Source organism: Clostridium sp. OM05-6BH (genome assembly GCF_003481635.1).
In the GTDB taxonomy this organism is placed as follows: Bacteria; Bacillota; Clostridia; order Lachnospirales; family Lachnospiraceae; genus Butyribacter.
Window position 1 is genome coordinate 1 of sequence record NZ_QULH01000030.1, and the last position, 22,880, is coordinate 22,880.

The 22,880-nt window shown below is 44.1% G+C and carries 17 protein-coding genes, 1 tRNA gene and 1 other annotated feature; of the genes, 5 read left to right on the forward strand and 13 right to left on the reverse strand.

Features of this window, described 5'->3' with window-relative positions:
* Positions 1-84: 84 nt before the first annotated feature.
* The 3 genes from tyrS to pyk all read right to left on the reverse strand — a co-directional run bounded on the left by tyrS (position 85) and on the right by pyk (position 3,739).
* A complete protein-coding gene (gene tyrS, locus DXB73_RS13685) occupies positions 85-1,308 on the reverse strand; it encodes a tyrosine--tRNA ligase (protein ID WP_118691504.1) in 1,224 nt (407 codons plus the stop codon).
* Between the two features lie 79 nt (positions 1,309-1,387).
* Positions 1,388-1,641, reverse strand: a binding site (T-box leader).
* Positions 1,616-2,260 (reverse strand): metallophosphoesterase, encoded by a 645-nt coding sequence (locus DXB73_RS13690; RefSeq protein WP_118691492.1) that lies wholly within the window; start codon positions 2,258-2,260, stop codon positions 1,616-1,618. (Overlaps the previous feature by 26 nt.)
* A 60-nt stretch (positions 2,261-2,320) precedes the next feature.
* Positions 2,321-3,739, reverse strand: a complete 1,419-nt coding sequence (gene pyk, locus DXB73_RS13695) for a pyruvate kinase (RefSeq protein ID WP_118691493.1) — start codon at positions 3,737-3,739, stop codon at positions 2,321-2,323.
* Positions 3,740-3,985: 246 nt separating this feature from the next.
* Here pyk and DXB73_RS13700 point away from each other — a divergent pair, with 246 nt between their 5' ends.
* Positions 3,986-4,573, forward strand: a complete 588-nt coding sequence (locus tag DXB73_RS13700) for a stage II sporulation protein M (RefSeq protein ID WP_118691494.1) — start codon at positions 3,986-3,988, stop codon at positions 4,571-4,573.
* Here DXB73_RS13700 and coaE read toward each other — a convergent pair.
* From coaE to DXB73_RS13725, 5 genes are all read right to left on the reverse strand, one after another.
* Positions 4,536-5,147 (reverse strand): dephospho-CoA kinase, encoded by a 612-nt coding sequence (gene coaE, locus DXB73_RS13705; RefSeq protein WP_118691495.1) that lies wholly within the window; start codon positions 5,145-5,147, stop codon positions 4,536-4,538. The two genes, DXB73_RS13700 and coaE, sit on opposite strands and share 38 nt — an antisense overlap.
* A gap of 21 nt (positions 5,148-5,168) precedes the next feature.
* Complete coding sequence (gene polA, locus DXB73_RS13710) at positions 5,169-8,033, reverse strand: DNA polymerase I (protein ID WP_118691496.1); 2,865 nt, start codon at positions 8,031-8,033, stop codon at positions 5,169-5,171.
* Between the two features lie 16 nt (positions 8,034-8,049).
* Entirely contained in the window at positions 8,050-8,370 is a 321-nt protein-coding gene (locus tag DXB73_RS13715; protein WP_118691497.1) for a zf-HC2 domain-containing protein, read from the reverse strand.
* A gap of 224 nt (positions 8,371-8,594) precedes the next feature.
* Positions 8,595-8,677 (reverse strand) — tRNA-Leu (locus tag DXB73_RS13720).
* Positions 8,678-8,708: 31 nt separating this feature from the next.
* Entirely contained in the window at positions 8,709-9,140 is a 432-nt protein-coding gene (locus tag DXB73_RS13725; RefSeq protein ID WP_118507176.1) for a GtrA family protein, read from the reverse strand.
* A 319-nt stretch (positions 9,141-9,459) separates the two neighbouring features.
* On the opposite strand from DXB73_RS13725, the gene DXB73_RS13730 reads away from it, so the two are divergent.
* Entirely contained in the window at positions 9,460-10,377 is a 918-nt protein-coding gene (locus tag DXB73_RS13730; RefSeq protein ID WP_182448357.1) for a glycosyltransferase family 2 protein, read from the forward strand.
* On the opposite strand, the gene DXB73_RS13735 is transcribed toward DXB73_RS13730, so the two are convergent.
* The 4 genes from DXB73_RS13735 to galE are packed head-to-tail and all read right to left on the reverse strand — an operon-like array spanning position 10,345 to position 15,348.
* On the reverse strand, positions 10,345-12,192 hold the full coding sequence (locus tag DXB73_RS13735; RefSeq protein ID WP_118691499.1) for an O-antigen ligase family protein: 1,848 nt from the start codon (positions 12,190-12,192) through the stop codon (positions 10,345-10,347). The two genes, DXB73_RS13730 and DXB73_RS13735, sit on opposite strands and share 33 nt — an antisense overlap.
* A complete protein-coding gene (locus tag DXB73_RS13740) occupies positions 12,189-13,586 on the reverse strand; it encodes an exopolysaccharide biosynthesis polyprenyl glycosylphosphotransferase (RefSeq protein ID WP_118507173.1) in 1,398 nt (465 codons plus the stop codon). The genes DXB73_RS13735 and DXB73_RS13740 overlap by 4 nt, the downstream gene beginning before the upstream one ends.
* Before the next feature lie 40 nt (positions 13,587-13,626).
* On the reverse strand, positions 13,627-14,298 hold the full coding sequence (locus DXB73_RS13745; protein WP_118691500.1) for a GntR family transcriptional regulator: 672 nt from the start codon (positions 14,296-14,298) through the stop codon (positions 13,627-13,629).
* Positions 14,299-14,331: 33 nt separating this feature from the next.
* Positions 14,332-15,348: a UDP-glucose 4-epimerase GalE gene (gene galE / locus DXB73_RS13750; RefSeq protein WP_022025668.1), complete on the reverse strand. Its 1,017-nt coding sequence runs from the start codon at positions 15,346-15,348 to the stop codon at positions 14,332-14,334.
* A 232-nt stretch (positions 15,349-15,580) separates the two neighbouring features.
* Here galE and DXB73_RS13755 point away from each other — a divergent pair, with 232 nt between their 5' ends.
* Genes DXB73_RS13755 through DXB73_RS13765 form a run of 3 tightly spaced genes read left to right on the forward strand, consistent with a single transcriptional unit; the run spans position 15,581 to position 21,960 of the window.
* On the forward strand, positions 15,581-16,741 hold the full coding sequence (locus DXB73_RS13755; protein WP_182448358.1) for a CDP-glycerol glycerophosphotransferase family protein: 1,161 nt from the start codon (positions 15,581-15,583) through the stop codon (positions 16,739-16,741).
* A complete protein-coding gene (locus DXB73_RS13760) occupies positions 16,728-19,781 on the forward strand; it encodes a CDP-glycerol glycerophosphotransferase family protein (protein ID WP_118691502.1) in 3,054 nt (1,017 codons plus the stop codon). Before DXB73_RS13755 ends, DXB73_RS13760 begins: the two co-directional genes overlap by 14 nt.
* A 16-nt stretch (positions 19,782-19,797) precedes the next feature.
* A complete protein-coding gene (locus DXB73_RS13765) occupies positions 19,798-21,960 on the forward strand; it encodes a hypothetical protein (protein WP_118691503.1) in 2,163 nt (720 codons plus the stop codon).
* Here DXB73_RS13765 and DXB73_RS13770 read toward each other — a convergent pair.
* On the reverse strand, positions 21,915-22,676 hold the full coding sequence (locus tag DXB73_RS13770; RefSeq protein WP_022024609.1) for an ABC transporter ATP-binding protein: 762 nt from the start codon (positions 22,674-22,676) through the stop codon (positions 21,915-21,917). The two genes, DXB73_RS13765 and DXB73_RS13770, sit on opposite strands and share 46 nt — an antisense overlap.
* Positions 22,677-22,880 lie beyond the last annotated feature (204 nt).

The window sequence follows — 22,880 nt, forward strand, 5'->3', positions numbered from 1 at the left end:
AAAAGATACCAACTTCTCTCATAATTAGCCTTAACTTAATGCCATTGAGAATAATTCTCCCAGCCTTTTTTCATGGAATTAAATTTAGTCACAAAGCACCTTCATAAATTTCTTTTTACCACGTTTTACAACAATGCCTTCTGCACTGATCTGCTCTTTCGTAAGTGTCATGCGAACATCGGTCACTTTCTCACCATCGATCGTAACACCGCCCTGCTCGACATTTCTTCTTGCCTCACCATTAGATGTTGCAAGACCGGCTTTAACCATTAATTTCAAGATGCCGATCTTACCATCTTCAAAATCTTCATCGACCAGCTTTGTCTCCGGCATCTGTGCTGCGTTTCCGCTGGAAAAGAGTGCACGCGCTCCTTCCTGTGCTTTAACAGCTTCTTCCTCACCATGTACTAACTTGGTAAGCTCAAATGCCAAGATCTCTTTTGCCTCATTTAGCTTGCTGCCTTCCCAGGCATCCATCTCTTCGATCTGCTCTAACGGAAGGAATGTGAGCATGCGTAGACACTTAAGCACATCACCATCTCCCACGTTTCTCCAATATTGATAAAAATCAAACGGGCTGGTCTTGTTCGGATCAAGCCATACAGCGCCAGACTGTGTTTTACCCATCTTTTTGCCTTCGGAATTGAGCAGCAGATTGATCGTCATTGCATAAGCATCTTTGCCCAGCTTACGACGGATCAATTCCGTTCCACCAAGCATGTTGCTCCACTGATCATCTCCTCCAAACTGCATGTTACATCCGTACTTCTGGAACAAGGCATAAAAATCATAGCTCTGCATGATCATGTAGTTGAACTCCAGGAAACTAAGTCCTTTCTCCATGCGCTGTTTATAGCACTCTGCCGTTAACATACGATTTACACTGAAATGGGCACCAACTTCACGCAGCACTTCTACGTAATTCAGATCCAACAGCCATTCTGCATTGTTGACTAACAATGCCTTATCATCTGAGAAATCAATAAAACGGCTCATCTGCTTTTTGAAGCAGTCTACATTATGTGCAATCGTCTCTTTGGTCATCATCTGACGCATATCGGTACGCCCGCTTGGATCACCGATCATAGCTGTTCCGCCACCGATCAATGCGATTGGCTTATTGCCTGCCATCTGCAAACGTTTCATCAGACAAAGAGCCATAAAATGTCCTACATGAAGGCTGTCTGCCGTCGGATCAAATCCAATATAAAAAACCGCCTTACCTTCATTGATCATCTCTTTGATCTCTTTTTCGTCCGTCACCTGTGCGATCAAGCCACGGGCAACCAATTCATCATACACTGTCATCTTTTCGCTCATGTTGTTCTCTCCTTTTTTATTCCTTTATGACTTTTTTATGCAAAGAAAAAAGTCCTTTTGTCAACGACAAAAGGACGATGAAATCGTGTTACCACCTTTTTTTACAATATGCTCACACATACTGCCTTAGCAGGATACCTCTATATCCCTGCACGATAACGGGTGCATCACCGGCTAAATCTACCAAAAGGATCAAAATCCTCTCTTCAATCCGCTACTCCAAGATGTATTCATACAGGCTTCTATCCTAACGCCTCTCAGCAACCGGCTATTCTCTGTAGGTCTCCCCCATGTACTACTTCTTCTTTTCTTCGCATCTTTTGACATCATAGCAAAAATTATTTTGCTTGTCAATCCATTCTTCCAATGTCAGCGGATAATAATCCGAAAATCCTGCAAAACAATTGATCAGATTGCAAGGCAAATGCCGCTCTTCTCCCACAGAAGCCCCGCGCCCTTTCGCATGGTAGGTTATTTCTGTGGACTCTCTCTGAAAACGCAGCACATTTTTATAATCCGGTGTATCATGAACATGCCCGTACAGCATATATGTAGAATCACCATGATACTGCCCGTTATAACAGATGATCGGATAATGGCAGAGTACCAGCTTGCGCCCATTATCTTTAAGCTCTGCATAGGGCTTGACCCATTCTAAAAGTGACGGATCAAACTTTTTGTCCCGCAAAAACAACCGGTCATGATTCCCTGTCACCAAATACTTTTTACCATTCAGTTTATGCAGCAGCTCATTCACCTGCTCTCCTTTACCCAAACAAAGGTCTCCTAAGATCACCACTTCATCTTTCTTCTTCCGGACACGCTCGTTCCACCGAACGATCATTGCCTCATCCATCTCCTCAACAGATGCAAACGGACGACCGTCTAACAGCCTTACCTTGTCATGTCCAAAATGGCAGTCTGCAATATAAAATCTCATTCTTATCTCTCATTCTTCACGTTCTCTTTCGCCACAGACGTAAAGCTGCCGGCATGTTCTTTATATAACGGTCTGTACTTTGATCATATTGGTCGTTCCGGAAATTCCCACCGGCACTCCGGAAGTACATACAACCGTATCACCACTGTCGACTAACCCCATACGACGTGATACACACGTACCATGTTCAAACAATTCAAATACGTCTTTTTTCTCCTGCAGAAGTACCGGAGTGACGCCCCAGGATAAATTTAACTGACGATACACTTTGTCCGTGATCGCACAGCCAATGATATCACAAGCCGGACGGTACTTGGAAATCATTCGTGCCGAACGACCCGATTTGGTAACGGTAATGATCGCTTTGGCATTAATATCATGTGCTGTTGTACAGGTTGCGTGACAGATTGCATCTGTTACATCCGGATCTGCTTTGCGCGATCTTTGGAAAAAGCGTTTACGGTAATCAATATCGCTCTCTGTACGATTGGCGATCCTCACCATCATCTGTAATGCCTGCACCGGATACAAACCGGCTGCCGTCTCGCCCGATAACATGATCGCACTGGTACCATCATAGATCGCATTGGCAACATCGGTCGCCTCCGCTCTTGTCGGACGCGGATTGTGGATCATGGAATCAAGCATCTGTGTTGCCGTGATCACCTGCTTACCGGCTTCATATACTTTTTTTATGATCATTTTTTGAATGACAGGCACTTCCTCTGTCGGAATCTCCACGCCCATGTCTCCTCGTGCGATCATGATTGCATCAGAAACCTCGATGATCTCATCAATGCAGTTCACGCCTTCTCTATTCTCAATTTTGGCAATGATCTTAATCTGTTCCCCACCATTTTCTTGGAGCAATTTACGGATCTGCTGTACATCTTCTGCAGTACGCACAAAAGATGCTGCCACATAATCTACATCTTCTTCTATACCGAACAACAGATCGGATTTATCCACTTCACTAATATAAGGCAGACTCAAATGAATGCCCGGAACGTTGATCCCTTTATGATTCGACACTTTGCCGCCATTATTGACATCACAGATAATATCTGTATCTGTCAACTCTTTGACTGTCATCTCGATCAAGCCGTCATCGATCAAAATACGCTGTCCGACTTTGACATCACTAACCAACTCAGGATACGTAATAGTTACAATATGTTCATCACCCTCTACCTCTCGTCCGGTCAACACAAACTCATCGCCCTTTTGCAATGTGATCGCACCATCTTTAAAGTCCCTTACACGAATCTCCGGGCCTTTAGTATCCAACAATGTCGCAACCGGTCTGCCGTAACGCTCACGCAGCAGACGCAATTTTGTGAGACGTTTCTTCTGCTCCTCATGCGTCCCATGAGAAAAATTAAATCTTGCAACATCCATGCCTTCCTGAATCAAGCGCTCTAATACTGCATCACTATCCGATGCCGGTCCTAATGTACAAATAATTTTTGTTTTTCTCATTTTAACCCTCCATTATCCTTATGCCTCTTATTTTATACACCGAAAGTATACCACAATTTCCCGGTGATAACACATTAAAATTCGTTTTTTACAAATTTTTCTGCAACACTTTGCAAGCCATTTACGTATGATTTGCACGACCCTCTTTCTCTGTCATGTTTGTATTCATATTCCCTTCAGTCCTGCCATACATTTATATTGATATCTTGATCCTATTTCAAAAACAGAACAGAAAGCAGGACTATTATGACCAAATTTATGTCAAAATCAAATAATTGCAATCAGTCTGCGATCATCTTTCGAATTATCCTGTGCTGCGGAATCAGCTTGGTGCTTGGTGCGGTACTCGGGCATCTGCTGCGCACGGAATTGTTTGCCGATATTAATGCTGAATTTGAACAAATACTGCTTGCTTTGGATACAAAATCCATCCACTATCCCTCCTTATTCCGGCTATGTACCTCAACACAGTTCAAACAGCTCTTCCTTTTGTGCTTTTTTTCACTGACCAATGCATGGGTTTTCTATTTGACGTTCTATTGTCTCTATACCGGCTTTCGCTGCGGACTTTTGCTCTCATTTTGCCTAACTCATAATGTCCACAGTGGATTTTTTGATTTTCTCTGCTTTCTGCTGCCTCACTGCCTGTTGTATATACCGGCGTATCTGCTGCTCATCAATATGCTGCAGCAGATCAGGGATCAGAAAGCAAAAAAGCAGTCCCTCTTACAAGGACTGCCCATTTTCCTACTCTCTATCTGCCTGCTGTTTGCCGGTTGTCTGTGTGAAGCCTTTATCAACCCTTCCCTAATGCAGTGGTATCAAGGGTTGTAAGCAACGCATCCAGTGCCCGCTCCAGATCTTCTTTTGTTCCATCATTTGGAACAATGCGCTGTACTTTCTCCCGCAGCAATGTTTCCGAAATCTGGCTTTGGATGATCGCCTTTGATTTCTGTTCAGAATAACCGCGGTCCGATGCCAAACGACGGATCCGCTCCTCCTCCGGTACATAAACAAGCCATACCTCATCACACAAACTGTCACATCCGGTCTCATACATTAATGCTGTCTCTATCAGCAAAATACCGGAACGGGTACGATTTTGACGTATCGTATCCCGAATATATTCGATCACCGCCGGATGAATCACCTGGTTAAGCCAGTCACGAGCTCTCGCATCCGAAAAAACAATCTCTGCCAATGCTGCCCGGTCGATCGAGCCGTCCGATGAGACGATATTTTGTCCAAAATGCTCTACGATCTGACAATAAGCACTTCTTCTCGGTTCCATAACAACATGCCCCAATTCATCGGCGATCAGCAGTGTTGCTCCCAGTTTTTCCTGCAAACGATGCGCAGCATACGATTTCCCGCTTCCCACGCCCCCTGTAATTCCAATTACGTACATATCTAACCCTCTTCCCGAATATCAATGTGCCTCGTACCAATTTTTTCCTTCTTCTACATCAATAGACAACGGCACCTGCAACTGTGCGGCAAGCGGCATCTCTTCTTCTAAGATCCTCTTCACCTGCTCCTTTTCCTCGATCTTCGTTTCTACCAGCAGTTCATCATGCACCTGCAGCACAATGCGGGATTCTAACTGTTCCTCCTGCAAACGCTCTGCAACACGGATCATCGCAATCTTAATAATATCTGCTGCCGTCCCCTGTATCGGCGAATTCATGGCAACGCGTTCCCCAAAAGAACGCTGCATGAAATTACTGGATTTAAGCTCCGGCACGGGTCTGCGTCTGCCAAACATTGTCTGTGCATATCCGGTATCCTTTGCTTTTGCGACCAATTCGTCCAAAAATGTCTTGATCGCCGGATAACTCTCAAAGTATTTATGAATGATCTCATCCGCCTCTTTGCGCGAGATGGAAAGATCCTGACTAAGACCAAACGCGCTGATACCATACACGATACCAAAGTTTACTGCCTTGGCATTACGGCGCTGCAGATCCGTCACCTCCTCAAACGGCGTATGAAACACTTTGGAGGCCGTAGCACGGTGAATATCCTGCCCCTGTCTATACGCCTCGATCAAATGCTCATCGCCCGACATATGCGCTAACACACGCAGTTCGATCTGTGAATAATCCGCATCCAAAAACAGGAATCCGGACTTTGGTTCAAAGACTTTACGAAGCTGTTTGCCGAGCTCCATACGGATCGGAATGTTCTGCAGGTTCGGATCTGTACTGCTGATACGGCCAGTTGCGGTGATCGTCTGGTTAAATTTGCCATGGATACGATGATCTTCCTCTATAAATACCGGCAATCCATCTGCATACGTAGACTTCAATTTACTGACCTGACGATACTCTAAAATCTTATCGATGATCGGATCTTCCGTACGAAGTTTTTCCAAAATATCTGCCGAAGTTGAATAGCCGGTCTTGGTCTTTTTGGCAAACGGAAGCTTTAGCTTTTCAAATAGGATCACGCCAAGCTGCTTGGGTGAATTGATATTAAATTCTTCTCCGGCAAGATCGTAAATATCTGTCTCCAATGCCAAAACGCGGCGTTCCAACAGTTCAGACATTTCTTTCAAGACCTCTGCATTTGCCTGCACACCGAGTCGTTCCATTTCAAACAGATAGTATACCGTCGGCATTTCAATTTCTTCCATCAAGCCTAACATTCCCTCTGCCGCTAACTGCTTTTTCATCTCTGCCCACGCCATCAATGGAATGCAGGACAAATAGCCGAAATAGGATTTGAGGCGTTTTGCCGTCTCTTCCTCATCTATCCGCGCAAGCTGCGCAGCTAACGTCTCTTTGCCAAACAATTCCTGATAGGATGGCAATGTCATATGAAGATAATCACGCGCAATATCATCTGCCTGATACGTATCCTTCAGCGGATTTAACAAATACGCTCCGATACCCAGGTCGCGCAGACTGGCAAACGTTTTTTTGCGTTCCTGTTTCGTATCCAACGCAAATCCATGCTGCTTTGCCGGCTCAATCCCATATGTCCGCACCTCCACCGGTTTCGTCAGGTGTAATGCATTTTTCCAATCTAATAATAAAATTTCAGAACCCTTTTTCTCAAGCCTATGATAGCCATCTAATATATCATTTCCAGTCACTTCTTCAGAAACGAGAATATAACCGGTATGACAATCTTCTCCCTCATAATAAGACAACGAAAAGCCAATGAAACCATATTCCTCGCCGTCTTCCTGTTCCATCCCGAGTTCTACGCTGTCTTCCGTAAAGACCAGGCTCATCTGTCCGCCGCCTTTTTTGCTCTGACGTTTGCGGGCCGCTCCGGCACCTATCCAAGGATCTCCTAAAAACGCCACGCCGACAGCCTCCGGTGCAAGGTTGCATACATGATCTACAGCAGCATTCCATTCTTTCTTCGTGGTCCATTGTGTAAACTGCTCAAAATCAGGCACAACACTTTGTACTGTCTCACTGTCAAAACGAGAAAATAATGATTTTAACTCCAAACGTTTGATCCACTCAAATGCCTCCGACGTAAAGAGATTTTCCAGTTTTGCGTCCTCCAATGTGACATCGATCTCACAATCTGTTTTGATCGTGGCAAGTTGCTTGCTTAGCTTGGCAAGTTCCGGATTTGCACGAAGCAATTCTCTTGCACGCTTTGGCTCAACTTCTTCCAAATGCTCATAGGCCGCTTCCACTGTTGGAAAAGCTGTCAGGATCTTGACAGCAGTTTTCTCTCCGATACCCGGTACGCCCGGAATATTATCTGCAGAATCTCCCATCAGACCTTTCATATCAATAATCTGCTCCGGCTTTAGTCCGTATTTATCGATCACGTCCTGCGTATGATAATTTTCAATCTCCGTTCCCCCCCGCTTCGTCTTTGGAATACGGATCATAATACGATCCGACGCAAGCTGCAGCAGGTCACGATCTCCCGACACGAGCGACACATCCATATTATTGCTCTCCGCTCTGCGGGCCAAAGTTCCTAACAGATCATCTGCCTCATACCCTTTCTGCATCACGAGCGGAACATGCATAGCACGAAGCACATCCTGGATCACCGGCACCTGTTCTCTTAACTCGTCAGGCATCCCCTTTCTGGTGCCCTTATACTCCTGATACATTTCATGGCGAAACGTCGGATGTTTCACATCAAAAGCAACAATAAAATAATCCGGTTTCTCCTCCTCCAGGATCTTGAGCATAATATTCAAAAAACCATAAACGGCGTTCGTATGCATCCCTTCCGAATTGGTGAGATCCGGGAGTCCGTAAAACGCCCTGTTTAATATACTGTGTCCATCGATCAATACTAATTTTTCACGCATAAGCTTTCTCCATCATCTACAATTGCAAGATCATGCCAACGCACAACAACACAAAGCACAGGATCTTTGCAATAAATTTAATCTTATATTTATACAGGTAGTCCTCAGCAGACAGCAGTTTCTGCTCGGAATCCATTTTCAACGCACTCATATTATCGCTTTCCAAAAAACGCATTCCCATCAACAGCGTATAGTATACGTCATACTCTTCCTTGCAATCCGGACAATGCTCCATATGATACAAAAAAGCATCCAGATCCGATATGCTCAACTGATCATCAATAAAAGGGATGACATGCTTCTGCGTTTCCATACAGCTCCACATTTTTCTTTTCATACTGTTTGCCTCCCGCAGGTATTGAAAAGTTTATACTGCCTATCAGCAATTTTCTATTAGGATAAAAGACCCTTTGACACCTTAATCCTATTAAAAAAGCAAAGCCAGCGCTTTGCTTTGCAAGAATTGCTAAAGCAATTCTTGGTGGCATAACGCCACACTATAAGCAGTTTCCTATAAATTAACAAAAAAAGGAAGCCATCGGCTTCCTTTTCGTAAATATATGCATCAGGAGGGATTTGAACCCTCACGAGGTCACCCCCGACGGATTTTGAGTCCGTTGCGTCTGCCGTTCCGCCACTAATGCGTCTTGTGTTGTCACAACGATATAGATAATATCATGCTTTTTTGTATTCGTCAAGTGTTTTTTGTGAACTTTTCAAAAAAATCAGTTTGGTACTAAAATAGTTCACGATGGATAACGTCAAACAAACCACAACCTTTGCCTGCAATCCTTTTACGCCAAGCAATGCACCATCTATTCCCATCTGGTACAACTGCGGCTGCAAAAAGATCTCTAACAAACCTGTCACGCCTCTCGCTGTTGCAAATGCACAAAATTCACGCAATACACGTCTCATTCCCCAAGATCTGCTCTCAAATACGTATATTTTGTTGGTTACATACGCAAATATAAGCGTCATTGCAAAGGAACCCGCATTCGCTAATTCCATTGGCAAAAATGTAACCAGTAAAGAATATATCCCCCAATTAAATACTGTAGCACTGACCCCCATCACTACATACATCAGCGATTCTTTATGCTGCATAATTACCTCATTTCTAACATTTAATCGTTACACAACTTTTCCTATTATACAGAATTCACAAAAAAATGCAATCTTTTTCGACAAAAATCATTGCCTCAAACTTGCCATACCTCAAATCCTCCACAACAACATATTGCTTATGCAACAACTTCCGGCATGGGAAGTTTGAGGCCTTAATTTCCATGCCTTTCCATGCTAAGATTTGACGGAAGCGCCATCATTTGTTACATTATTCTTGCATAATTTTAACAGTGTATATCCGCCTTTGATGCCTGCCAAAATGCGTCAGACCGGAGTATACAGAAATGGAGATGAACACATGATTGCAATTATAATGGCAGTGTATAATGGCGAAACCTATCTGAATGAACAGATTGATTCGCTGCTTTCCAATACAGAAAAGGACTTTGTTCTGCACATCTTTGACGACGGCTCTACAGACCGTTCTGCGGCCGTGATCCAATCCTACACAGATAAGTATCCGTCAAAGATCTTTTATCACCGCAATGTAACGAATCAGGGCGTGATCCATAACTTCTTGAACGGATGCCTGCAAGTGGATGCAGATTATTATATGTTCTGCGATCAGGATGATGTCTGGCTTCCGGAAAAGATTGCTCATTCTGTCGAAGCCGTAAAGCTGGCGGAAGCACAGTCCCCAAATGTTCCGATTGCTCTGTTTGGTGATGCTCGTGTTGTCGATGATTCCCTGCAGCAGTTGCATCCATCTTTCCAACAGATGAGCGGTTACCACACAGATGCTTTAGATGTGGCCCATTTATTGATGGAAAATAAACTGATCGGCTGTACAATGTTATTTAACCGCGCGCTGCGCGATAAGCTAACCGATACGGTACCGGACGGCCTTCGTATGCATGACTGGTGGATCGCATTGATCGCCTCGGCATTTGGACGCATTATTTATCTGGATGAACCGTTATTATTATACCGCCAGCATACCGGCAATGTTGTCGGCGGCAGTTCCCGGTCGCATTATATCACAAACCGTGTAAAGCATCTGACGGCACAGCGACAAGTACTCTATGACACTTGTAAGCAGGCAGAAGTCTTTTTGACGATCTATAACGATCAGCTGACGGAGACGCAAAAACGCCTCGTATCCCTCTTTGCCGGTCTTCCATCCGCAAATTGGTTTACAAGACGTTATTTGATCTTACGTTATCATTTTCTTAAAAGTGGTCTGCTACGCAACCTCGGTGTCCTGCTGATCATTTAGTGTGTGATTAACGGCCACTCCCATGCCAAGAAGCACAAAAAAGATCGGGGCTACTGCGATACAGGAATCGTTGGATAATCCCATGATCAGGTAACCGATCACACTGACAAGAAGTGCAGCACCTATTTTCGGCAGATATCCACGCATCGAAGCATTCCAAAACAGACGGATCGAGGATACCACATACCATAACACAAAGGTCAAAAAAGCGATCAGAGATGGGATCCCTGTCTGAGCCGCAATCTGCAAATACAGGCAGTGCGGTTTACTGATCATTTCACCGCTGTGTCCGGAATTATACAGACCGACCAGGTCATCGTTTGGAAACGCGATCAAAAAAGTGTCCGGTCCCGTTCCTAAGAGCGGATGTGCTTTCAGCAGATTCCAGGTTTTCGCCCAAATATATCCACGATTATTCGCTAACGAGTAATGTTTTTCCAAATAAGAGAATCCCTCTTTCGCTTTCTTCATACGAAACAAAGCATTTCCCCCCGCCACAACATAATATCGGTTATCATTTTTAACCAATTCATTTGTAAAGATCCACTTTTTTTGTTCATTCTGTTCTTTGCCATCTACCATCGTTTTACGCGAAGTCACGACATAAAATCCATGAAACGACTCTTTGGATATCGTTCCGACACGCACAGGAAAACGGGGATCATCTACTTGCCGTTCCTGAGAGTCATCTGCCGGGCCGGCAGTGACTTTCGTTCCCTTTTCATCGGTAAGCAAAACTCCGGCATCTGCTTCTTTTCCCTCCAAAGCCATATGTAACTCATGTCCATTCATCGTAAAAATCACATCGCGATCCGTCTCGACCGCTGTTAGTGCGTACTTTTCCTGCTCTGCATGAAACATCCCCTGCATTCGTGTGATCAACACATTGTGGTTATAAGCATTAACTCCCGCAAAGGCAGCCACACCCAGAGCGATCACACCGGCAGCGATATACCAACGCCGAAACAGATATTTGCGCAAAAGCAGTGCAAGCAAAATCCCACCTGCTGCCAGTGCAATCATTCCCGCACGAGACTGCGATGCAAAAACGCACAAGAACAGTCCTGCAATGAGAATGGCATATCCCATCTTATGCCACCATTTTCGTGCAACGACAAGCAGTGCGATCAGCAAAGGGATCGTCAATACACCATAAAAACCTACATAATTCGGATTGTACAGCGTCATATAGGTCCGTCCTTTACCAAACTTAAGCGACACATGACCGATCAGATCGGAATTGGTGATAAACAACTTTTGAAATGTCCTACACGCAACCGGATCCACGCCGAATGCCTGACACACTCCAAACGCTGTCAAAACAACAATACCGGCCACAAACCACGGAAGCAGCCTTTTGACTGCACGCTCCTCCTGCAAATGAACATACGCATATATTGTCAACAGTACATAGCCTAACAACATCCAAACTGATTCATATTGTTCATAAATCCCCCGAAATGATCTTGCCCGGTCCACCGACAAGCAGGCTGCCACAAGGCAAAGACCGCCATAGACCAGGAGCGCCATAAACGCTTTATGTAATGATATCTTTTTTTCTTCGCTAAAAACCATATAAAACGTCAGAAACAACATAACACCAAAGGTCACGTAAAGCCAAATTGCTTTCACATACAAAAAGAAATCGATCGTTGTCTGCGAACCGGTATACCAGTTATATTTTGTCAGACCGGTATTCACATCACATTCATATAATAATGCCGGAATGACCGCTAATACTGCGATCAATGGAATCAAATACAACATCGGATATTTCTGCTGTGTAACCTTTTGGTTTGATCTCTTTGCACTCATCTGCCTGTTCCTCCTTTGTCCGGTGTCCTTCCACTCTGTGTCCCGGGATCCGGCTGTTCTCCCGGAACCCCCTCAGCAGCAGATGGTTTCAATACTGTTTTCAATGTCATAAGGATCAGCTTGATATCCTGCCACAGAGAATAATTTTCAATATAAAACAGATCCAATTTCAACTTATCATATGGCGATGTATTATACTTGCCATACACCTGTGCGTATCCCGTCAGTCCTGCTTTTACGCGGGTTCGAAAGCGAAATTCCGGCATATCACGCTCATACGCCTGTATCATCTCCGGCCGTTCCGGTCTTGGACCCACAAAGGACATATCCCCCTTCAAAATATTAAACAACTGCGGAAGTTCATCGAGTCTGCTTGCCCGTAAGAAACGACCCACCACCGTAACACGGTCATCATGCCTGGATGCAAGTACCGGTCCTTCACTGCTCTCTGCATCCACCACCATACTTCGAAACTTAATGATCGTAAACAACTGATCATCTTTAGTACAACGCACTTGTCGATAAAAGACCGGCCCGCCATCGCAAAGCTTCACAGCTGCACTAACGAGCACCAGGATTGGTGAGGTCACAACCAACAGTACAAACGACAATACCAGATCTAACAGTCTCTTAAGCAGTCTTTCGTCAAAACTTAACGCATATCCCCGCGACAACAAGAACGGTGTATCAAAGACATGGATCCTCTCTGCCCCCATCAGGATCAGATCGGATAATTTAGGTACAACGTACGCTCTTTTTTCACACATATAACAGTATTTTAGCAGATCATTACGGCACTCTGCCGTAATATCGCCTATGATAACAGCGTGGAAGTCCTGCATTTTCTGCTTGATCGCTTCCATCCCCTCCGCAATATTGATCGAATCATAAATAGCATATTTATCCCGTCTCGTCTCGACCTTATAGATCAGATCCTTAGCGGAACGTTCACCATAAATCAACAGTAATTTCCAGGGTTGAAAAATTGAATTGTAAAAATAGATCACCAACGAGTTCCAAAGTGTTGTCACCACCATCTCTGCTGCCATGATCAGGCACAAAACGAACGGATTTACAAAACCAAACGCTAACAGTGATATAATAAAATAAAACAAGATATTCGTTAGCAATAAACTCAAAAATTGGGACAATAATACCTCGATTCGGCGATACTGCCCAATCTTTAAGCTGCCATACATATTAGAAAAGAATAACAGCATCATACCATAGAGGGCGATCACCACGTAATGTCCTCTACGGTAAAATGTAATCACATACATCGTACCTGCATAATAACGATACCAGCCTGCAGCAAATAAGAGGCAGAGCAATAAAATATTTATGAATGAGGCTATAAACAAGATCAGCCTTTTATATGGATCGTACTTCTTCATAAACTCCTTCCTTTTTGTCCTGCTTCGTATTTGTTGCTCATCAGCTGTGCTTTTTCATTAGTTTATCAAGTCCCTGATGCTTAATATTGGCTAAGGAGCGGAAAATATGCTCATTGGCAAGACGTTCTGCCGTCTCCTCATCCTTTTTCTTGAGTGCTTCTAAAATAGCTCCATGCTCCTCGCCTGCCTTAGAGGCACGCTCTCTGGACGACAGCGTATTCTTACGGACTCGCTCTACGTAATGGTGATAATCCGTCAAAATATGTTCTAATACCTTACTGCCGCATGCCTGATATAGTAGCAGATGAAAACGGTTATCTAATTCAAAGATCTGATCCCAATGCTCTTTCTCAATATGGAACTTGCTTAAATAAACAATCTCCTCTAACTCTTCCAACTGCTCTAACGTAATATGCTCACAAGCCCATTTGGCACAAAGTCCCTCCAAGTAAGAGCGCATCACATAAATGTCATAAATATCTTTCGCTGTAATACCTTTGACATAAGCCCCCTTATTCGGAATGATTGAAACCAGGCCCTCTAACTCCAATTGACGAAGCGCCTCTCGTACCGGTGTTCTGGAAACACCCAACTCTTTACTGATCGCCGCTTCTTTCAGTTCACAGTTCTCTTCATAATTCCCTGCAAGAATGTCCTCCCTCAATTTATTAAACACTCTTCCACGCAAAGAATATTGATCATTGTCGTTCATAATTTCTCCATTTCTGTCCACACGGATTGGATTTTATTTATCATAACCGTTTGGATTATTTGACTGCCATCTCCAGGAGTCCGCACACATCTCCTCGATGCCGTTCTCCGCTTTCCAGCCAAGCTCTTTAGCTGCCTTTGACGGATCACAATAACAGGTCGCGATATCACCTGCTCTTCTCGGCTCGATCGTATATGGGATCTTAACGCCAGTCGCTTTTTCAAAATTGTGCACAATATCTAATACACTGTATCCGACACCGGTTCCCAAATTATAAATCTTAAGACCGCAATCTTCTTGGATCTTATCGATTGCTTTAACATGACCCTTGGCAAGATCTACAACATGGATATAATCACGAACTCCCGTTCCGTCCGGTGTATCATAATCGTTGCCGAAAACACCAAGTTTCTCTCTCTTGCCTGCTGCCACCTGTGTAATATAAGGCATCAAATTGTTCGGGATGCCATTTGGATTCTCTCCCATTTTACCACTCTTATGTGCTCCGATCGGATTGAAATAACGGAGCAGGATAATGTTCCAGTCATTATCCGCACGATACAGATCCATAAATATCTGCTCTAACATCGATTTCGTCCAGCCATAAGGATTGGTACACTGTCCCTTCGGACACTCCTCTGTGATCGGCACAAACGCCGGATCACCATATACGGTTGCCGAAGAAGAAAAGATCATATTTTTCATATTATATTTACGCATCACTAATAGCAGATTTAACGTTCCGGCAATGTTATTCTGATAATACTCTAACGGTTTCTCTACGGATTCTCCCACTGCTTTAAGGCCGGCAAAATGAATGCATACATCCGGTTTATCTTCCTCAAAGATCTTCTCTAACAACGGAGCATCTGCAATATCTCCCTTATAGAACTTAACCGGTTTGCCGGTAATCTCTCGAACACGGTTTAATGCCTCTTCACTGGCATTATACAAGTTGTCAAGAACGATCACCTGGTGTCCTGCCTCCAAAAGTTCCACACACGTATGACTTCCAATGTAGCCTGCTCCACCTGTCACTAATACGTTCATGTTGTCCTCCATTCTGCATGCCAAAACAGCAGATTCACGGAATCTGCCATATGCCTGCTGCTATTATGCAAATCTTTCAAAGAACAGTATACTGCATTTCATCATTTTTGAAAAGGGAACAATTTCGTTTTGCTTTTCCATATCCGGTATGATACACTTTAAATACATTATTAAGGAAAAAGGGGTACGAACAAACGGTATGCTGTTAAAGATAAAAATGTGGATTGCACGAATGTGTCAATATATTCTATATTTTACGGTTCCCCTAAAAAAGAACCGTATCATGCTCTATGCACACCACCGCAGTGGTTATGTCTGTAACCCCGGTGCGTTATTGCGCTATTTGGAAGCAAATCATCCCGGCCAGTGGGATCTCATCTGGGTTACCGAATATCCGGAGAACCTTCCACAACTTCCCGGCGTCCGTATATGCGGAAGACGAAGTTTCCAATATTTTCGAACTTTTATCCGAACAAAGATCTTTATTACCAACGATATGGTCGATGAAAATCTGATCAAAAAGCCCGGTCAGATCTTTATAAGCACATGGCACGGCGGCGGTGCCTACAAAAAGGTAGGCATAAGTACCTGTGCGGAAAGTAAAGAAATGGCACGACATTTTCGTAAATGGTATGGCAGACTGGATCATTTTGTCTCCTCCTGCCGTAAATGCACGACGAATTATACCGAAGCGTTCCATCTGCCTGCGGCTTGTTTTTTGGAGATCGGCAGTCCGCGCAATGATATTTTTTGGCAGGACCCGGATATGGCACTACGACAGGTTTATGAATTTTATCATCTTGACCCTGACACGCAGATCCTGCTATATGCGCCCAGTTTTGCAGCAAATCTGCCGGACAGAGACGATCTGGTTTCATTAACGGCAAATATCACCGCTTGGAAGCAGGTCCTATCTGATCTTACGAATACAACCGGCAAGCGATGGGTACTTATGTACCGTACACACCATTTTGCTCCGGCCTCTTGCGATACAACAAATGAACTTTTTATCGACGGCAACCGTTACGACGATATACAGCCGTTGCTCCTTGCAGCTGCAATGTTAGTTACCGATTATTCGTCCTGTATGTGGGACTATGCGCTGACCGACCGTCCGATTTTTGTTTTACAGGATATTATCAAAGCTTATGAGCAGTCGGATCGTGGATTTTTCGTTTCGCCGCAAAGCTGGCCCTACACGAAGATCCGCTCTTTACAGGAGATCCCGGCTAAATATGCTGTTTGGAACGACAAAGACAACTATCACAAACATTTTGAGCAGATGGGCTCCTTTGAAACAGGACACGCCTGCGAACGACTGACGGATGTGATACTAACACATACGATGACACCAAGGAAAAACTCTGGAGGGAAACACCATGACAAGAAATAAACACATATGGATCTTTAATGCCGGAAACAGCTACAGCGGCAACCCAAAATGGCTGTTTGAATATATCCGCAGACATCACCCGGACATTCGCACTGTATGGATGTGCTACCACAAAGATGTCAGAAACTATGTGAAACGGCTCGGCTATGAGGCCTGCCTTTTTGATTCCACCGCCGGCAAAACTATTATGAAGGAAGCCGGAGTTTATGTCGTCGAAATGTGTAAAGAAGTTTTTCAGCCGGAATTAGAGGGGATCACGATACTCAATTTGTGGCATGGTGTTGGCTGCAAAAGTATTGAACGAAAAGTAACCGGCGGCTTTCTACAGGAACGCATTGCCAAAAAATATATCCGCAACAACCGTATCTACAAAAATGCGCAGCTCTTCTTAGTGACCTCTGAATTGATGGAGAAACACTTTATGGAACAATGCGGCATTGATGAAGAATTGTTGATCCGCGCCGGCTATCCACGCTGTACCGTAACCGATCCGGTCTGCACTTATCCACATGATATACGTGCCATAAAAGGGCTTTCTGACGATGCACGTATCGTAGTTTATGCACCGACCTACAGAGATTACGCCAAAGAAAACTTTATCAAAGCTGCGATTCCGGATATGGACAGACTTACGCAGGTTTTGCAGGAAGAAAATATATTACTGGTTCTCAAAATGCATCCTTTAGTAGAAAAAGATACTGAATATCTACAGGTAAAAGCACAGTATGAACATTGCCCAAACCTGTTATTTTGGGATAATGCCAACGATATTTATGAAATTTTTGAGGATGTCGATGCGGCGATCATCGACTATTCTTCCATCTTTTATGACTTTATGGCACGCGGCGTCCGAAAGTTTATCCGCTATCTAAACGGTGATGAAGAAGAGCTCCGCGACTTTGTATTTGACGTCAAAGAAATGACCTGTGGCGAGATCGCAACGAACTTTGAACAGTTGCTGCAGGCATTGCAAACATTGACGGAATCACCGGCCGAAGAACTCGACCGATTAAACCACTTATTTTGGTCGTATTCCAACGAAAATGCCTGCGAGATCATTATAGAACGCGCACTTCAATTTACTCCTTTGATGCGCCAGCTTCCAACGCTGTACAGCTTTGATATATTTGACACACTCATCTCGCGCAAGTGCCTCTATCCAGCGACGATTTTTAGTTATGTGCAAAGCAAAATGTGCACCGGCACGGTGGACTTCCCGCCATATCTGCTGACAAATTATTCTGACGTCAGACAGCAGTGCGAGCAGAATGTGCGTGAATACTACAAAAAGTCTGTATTGCTGCGCAACGATGATCATTTTGAGATTCAGTTTAAAGAAATCTTTGACCACATGGCAGCACTGTATGGTCTTGACGATATGCAGAAAGATCAGTTAATGCAATGGGAGATTGAAGGAGAACTTGAAGCCGGTATTCCGCTTGTGCCACAGATTTCCTTACTCAAAAAATATATTGCAGAGGGAAACGACATTGTTCTGATCAGTGATATGTATCTGCCTAAGGAAGTGATCGTAAAGCTGCTTCAGAAAGCAGATCCACTATTAGCAACGCTTCCTTTGTATGTATCCAGTGAAGTCGGACATCAAAAGACAACCCGCAAACTGTTTTTGCACGTATATTCGGATCTTGACTACTGCTACGAAAAGTGGATCCATATCGGCGATAACCGATTTGCTGATCAGGTACAGCCGGAAATGCTCGGCATACAGACTGCACCGATACCAGTTCCGGAATGGACGCCATATGAAAAACGTCTGGCAGATTACAGCAGCCACTATGAGTTTCGCTGTGTTGCTAAGCAGATACAATCTTTCCGCCTTACGCATCCCGCCCCGGAAGAGCAGTTTGCCTATTGCTATGCGGCACTCTATCTCGTCCCTTACGTAGTGCATGCCGTATCACATGCCGTCAAGCAGGGTTACCGGACACTGTATTTCATTTCCCGTGACGGACATTATCTAAAACAGATTGCAGATGAAGTGATCGCCTCCAAGGGATATTCCATCCGCACCAAATATATTTACGGATCCAGAAAAGCTTGGCGGATCCCATCCTTTATTGATCATGTTGACGAAGAATTTTTTAGCGAATACGGCAGTCTGATGGGGATCCAGTCCTTTACCGGGCTGTTATCAGCTCTATGTCTTACAGAGGCGGATTTCGACCGTTTCTTCCCGGAGCTTGGCTATGTAAAACATGCAAAACGATACTCCGTCAAATTTATGCAGGAAATATGTGGCATACTGAAAAACAGCTCCGCTTATCGAGACTATTTACTTCAAATAGCTGCTCAAAAAAGAAGCGCTGTGATTGCTTATTTACAACAAGAGATTACTTTTAAGGAATCCTTTGCTTTTATCGAATACTGGGGGCGTGGCTATACACAGGACTGTCTGACCAGACTTCTCAGTGAAGCAGTCGGATATACCATTGATACGCCGATGTATTACGTCCGCTCTATTTACCCGACGGTAGGACATTCCATTCGATACAACTATTCTTCCAATATGCATTCTCTTGTTTTTGTGGAAAGCATTTTTGCAAATGTTCCCTACGAAACAGTACAACGCTATGAGCGTGCAGAGAATGTCTGGAAACCGGTACTCACACCGAACAATAACAATGTCAGACTGCATGCGGCACTCGAAACATATCTGCCGACATTTTGCCATGACTTTTTGTCCTTACAATTACAAGACGAGGAAACCGTTGGCAGACTGTTATACAATTTCGGACTTGCTTACTTTAGCCCGGATACGACAGATCCCATCTTGCTGAACGTCTTCTCGAACCTAAAGGACTCTGTCGCGCTTGGCGAAAAAAGCGAAGAATATGCTCCGCCGATCACTTGCAAAACGATCATAAACTGGATGCGTGGAAACTCTTTTCATACAAAAGACCTCGAGATTTCCATGAAAAAATCCTCACTGCCTTTCCGTGCCATCTACCGCGGATACGCCTGGTACTGTAAAGATGTCCGCGATAGGATCCGTCGCAGACAGGGCAAAAAAATTTATTAAAGAATGGACGGTTATTATGAAACATATCGACTATTATTTTTCACGTGCTGTAAGCCTTCTGTTTCTTGGTTTACTCACAATCCTCTGCTACTGTGCAGGCATGACCTTAAACAGTCACGCCACACAGTTTTACAAACTATTTGACCATCCGCAGATTTTCGTGTGGGTGATCGCTTTCGTTGTGATGATCGGCAGCATCACATGGTACCGACTGACAAATCACTCTGTCCGCAGCAAATATCTTACGACCATCCTGCTCGTCGCATTACTTTTTACCTTGCAGATGATCGTATTATTTGCATTACATCCAGTGCAGATCACGGATGCCTATATTATTCGCGATCAGGCAGCCGCCATTGCGAATGGCACCGATCAACAGATCAACTATAATACGCAAACACACTACTTTATTGATTATGGAAACAACTATTTCTTTCTGACTTTGTGTGTAGTTTTTTACAAATTATTGAACCTACTATCGATATCTGATGACATACTCGCTTTCGGCATATTGAATGTATTGTTCATTGATGTATCTATCTGGTTTGGGTACCGTTTCATCAACTGCTGCCGCAAAGATCTTACATCCACGTATTTACTGCTGTGCGTACTTAACCCATTAAACTATCTGTTTATACACTGGAGTTACACTTGTACCTGGTCACTGCCATTTATGACAGGGATCCTATATCTCTATGCAAGATCACGCCACACATATCAACCGGGGTACCGATGGCTCTGCCGGCTGGCTATCGGAATATGCAGTATTATTGGTCTTTACCTGCGCCCAACCATTCTGATCCCGACGATTGCCCTTCTATTGATCCAGAGCATCCGGGGGCTCGTTCAGCGCAAACGTCATGCACAGCCAAGCCAACATCCGTTATATTGCAAATTGATCGCCGGAATATGTCTCTGTGCTCTTTGGGTCCTTTGTTTCTGCGGCATCCGCTACACCGCACACTACTATGCCCCGGAACGTTCCGGCAACTTTCCTGCCACCCATTGGCTCATGATGGGATTGTCAGCCGATGGAACCTTTCAGCTCGAAGAGGAACAGTATACGCAAAGTTTCCAGACGAAGTCCCAAAAAGTGCACGCCAATCTTGGCAAGATCAAAGAACGGTTAATGGACTATGGAATTTCCGGACTTACCAGACACAGCCTGCGCAAACTTGCTGTGACATGGGGCGATGGTTCTGCCCGCTATTTTCTGCGCACCGGCGAAAATGATCGAGTCCAGCCATTAACACTGCTTGACAGCGAACAGACAGATTTCATGATCGTATACTGTCAGGCCTTTCGTCTTGCAACAATGCTGCTTGCTGCGGTCTCTCTATTGTCCAAACACGGCAAACGATTAGAGGATCCACTATTTCCTGTGGTTCTTACTGTATTTGGCGGCATCGTATTCTATCTTCTCTGGGAAGCAAAAGCAGAATACAGCATTCCTTTTATCCCGATCCTGCTATGTTTGTCAGCGGATGGCGTGCAAGCCGCCCAGTCGTTCCAACATGGAGCAATACCTGCCAAACGCGTACGACAGACAATGCTTATGTGCCTGTCTGTCACGATTTTTCTTACGTTATGTGCCTTTTCCTCCTTTACCGTACAGCCCGTCACACAAAAAAAATACTCTGTAAATGTTCATACAGAGCATTTTTCACGGTTTATAAATATGGAGCAAACGAACATTTCAACAATCTCACAGACATTTTATGCACGTCATGCGTTTAACACACTGAAGATCCGTGCTAAGGCAAATGGTACAGATTCAAACTATGCCCTGACTTTGCTGCAAAACGGCCAAACGTTATATCAAACTAATCTGGATCACACAGCCATATCCGATAATTATATTACGCTTTCTATTCCAGTGCAGAAGCCAAAGAAAAACACACGTTATGAGCTAAAGATTTCTGCATCAGATGCCTCCAAGGGGGATGGGATCCTCTTCGGATTCCGGCTGTCAAAAACGCTTGGCAACTATCCCGGCTCATTGCACCTTGACGCCGGAAATGTTCCCTATGATCTGTTTTTGCAGGTTTACCAAGAGCAGCAAATACCTTATATGTCGATCAGCAGCTATCTGATGTTTGCCGGTCTCTGGTGCAGCATGATATTGCTGATCTTCTATTGCTGGAGAGAGGAAGCTTTCACGGTTTGTGATGCCATATAGGCGTCGCAGACCGTATTGACATCTCCTGTCTGCATGATTGTTCCTTTATTAATCCAAACCGCGTGATCGCATAATTTCTTAACCTGATCGATCGAATGGGATACAAAGACCAGTGTTGTTCCGCCGTCTAACATCTCTGACATTCTCTTCAAGCACTTTTGCTGGAAAGCATAATCCCCCACAGCAAGTACCTCATCCACGATCAAAATATCCGGGTCTACGACCGTTGCCACCGCAAAACCAAGTCTTGCACGCATTCCGGAAGAAAAATTTTTGATCGGCGCATCAAGAAAATTTTCTAACTCCGCAAATTCCACGATCTCATCGAAATGCTGTCTCATATATTCCATTGAATGTCCTAATATTGTTCCATTCAGGAAAATATTCTCACGAGCGGTCAGATTCGGGTCAAACCCGGCTCCCAATTCCAAAAGCGGGGAAATATTCCCATTACGGATAATTTCTCCTTTATACGGCTTTAACACTCCACAGATTGCCTTCAAAAGAGTCGACTTCCCCGATCCATTGGAACCGACCAACCCCCATGCTTCTCCTTTATGCACCTGAAAAGACGCATCTTTTACCGCCAAAAATTCCTGAAATAATAACTCTCTCTTGACCAATTTGACAAAATACTCTTTCAAATTGTCAATCTTTTCCGATGCCATATTAAAACGTATCGTAACGTTTTTCACATCAATCACTACATCACTCATAACCTATCCCCTTTTTATCCGACGTTTTATACACAACCTTCGCACACCCAATCGGTCGTATGTCCACATATTACTTACTCAAACTTCCCATACCTCAAATCCTTCACAACCACATATTGCTTATTATGTCAGCAACAAATAAACTATTTTGTAGCCGGTAGTCTGACTTGTTCTGCCGGCAGCGAACTAAGATAATTGCCGCAG

What these genes read in the sequence shown, in the direction of transcription:
- tyrS (WP_118691504.1), bottom strand. Translation starts at nt 1,308, where the DNA reads ATGACAGTGTATGATGAATTGGTTGCCCGTGGCTTGATCGCACAGGTG.
- DXB73_RS13690 (WP_118691492.1), bottom strand. Translation starts at nt 2,260, where the DNA reads ATGAGATTTTATATTGCAGACTGCCATTTTGGACATGACAAGGTAAGG.
- pyk (WP_118691493.1), bottom strand. Translation starts at nt 3,739, where the DNA reads ATGAGAAAAACAAAAATTATTTGTACATTAGGACCGGCATCGGATAGT.
- DXB73_RS13700 (WP_118691494.1), top strand. Translation starts at nt 3,986, where the DNA reads ATGACCAAATTTATGTCAAAATCAAATAATTGCAATCAGTCTGCGATC.
- coaE (WP_118691495.1), bottom strand. Translation starts at nt 5,147, where the DNA reads ATGTACGTAATTGGAATTACAGGGGGCGTGGGAAGCGGGAAATCGTAT.
- polA (WP_118691496.1), bottom strand. Translation starts at nt 8,033, where the DNA reads ATGCGTGAAAAATTAGTATTGATCGATGGACACAGTATATTAAACAGG.
- DXB73_RS13715 (WP_118691497.1), bottom strand. Translation starts at nt 8,370, where the DNA reads ATGAAAAGAAAAATGTGGAGCTGTATGGAAACGCAGAAGCATGTCATC.
- DXB73_RS13725 (WP_118507176.1), bottom strand. Translation starts at nt 9,140, where the DNA reads ATGCAGCATAAAGAATCGCTGATGTATGTAGTGATGGGGGTCAGTGCT.
- DXB73_RS13730 (WP_182448357.1), top strand. Translation starts at nt 9,460, where the DNA reads ATGATTGCAATTATAATGGCAGTGTATAATGGCGAAACCTATCTGAAT.
- DXB73_RS13735 (WP_118691499.1), bottom strand. Translation starts at nt 12,192, where the DNA reads ATGAGTGCAAAGAGATCAAACCAAAAGGTTACACAGCAGAAATATCCG.
- DXB73_RS13740 (WP_118507173.1), bottom strand. Translation starts at nt 13,586, where the DNA reads ATGAAGAAGTACGATCCATATAAAAGGCTGATCTTGTTTATAGCCTCA.
- DXB73_RS13745 (WP_118691500.1), bottom strand. Translation starts at nt 14,298, where the DNA reads ATGAACGACAATGATCAATATTCTTTGCGTGGAAGAGTGTTTAATAAA.
- galE (WP_022025668.1), bottom strand. Translation starts at nt 15,348, where the DNA reads ATGAACGTATTAGTGACAGGTGGAGCAGGCTACATTGGAAGTCATACG.
- DXB73_RS13755 (WP_182448358.1), top strand. Translation starts at nt 15,581, where the DNA reads ATGTGTCAATATATTCTATATTTTACGGTTCCCCTAAAAAAGAACCGT.
- DXB73_RS13760 (WP_118691502.1), top strand. Translation starts at nt 16,728, where the DNA reads ATGACAAGAAATAAACACATATGGATCTTTAATGCCGGAAACAGCTAC.
- DXB73_RS13765 (WP_118691503.1), top strand. Translation starts at nt 19,798, where the DNA reads ATGAAACATATCGACTATTATTTTTCACGTGCTGTAAGCCTTCTGTTT.
- DXB73_RS13770 (WP_022024609.1), bottom strand. Translation starts at nt 22,676, where the DNA reads ATGAGTGATGTAGTGATTGATGTGAAAAACGTTACGATACGTTTTAAT.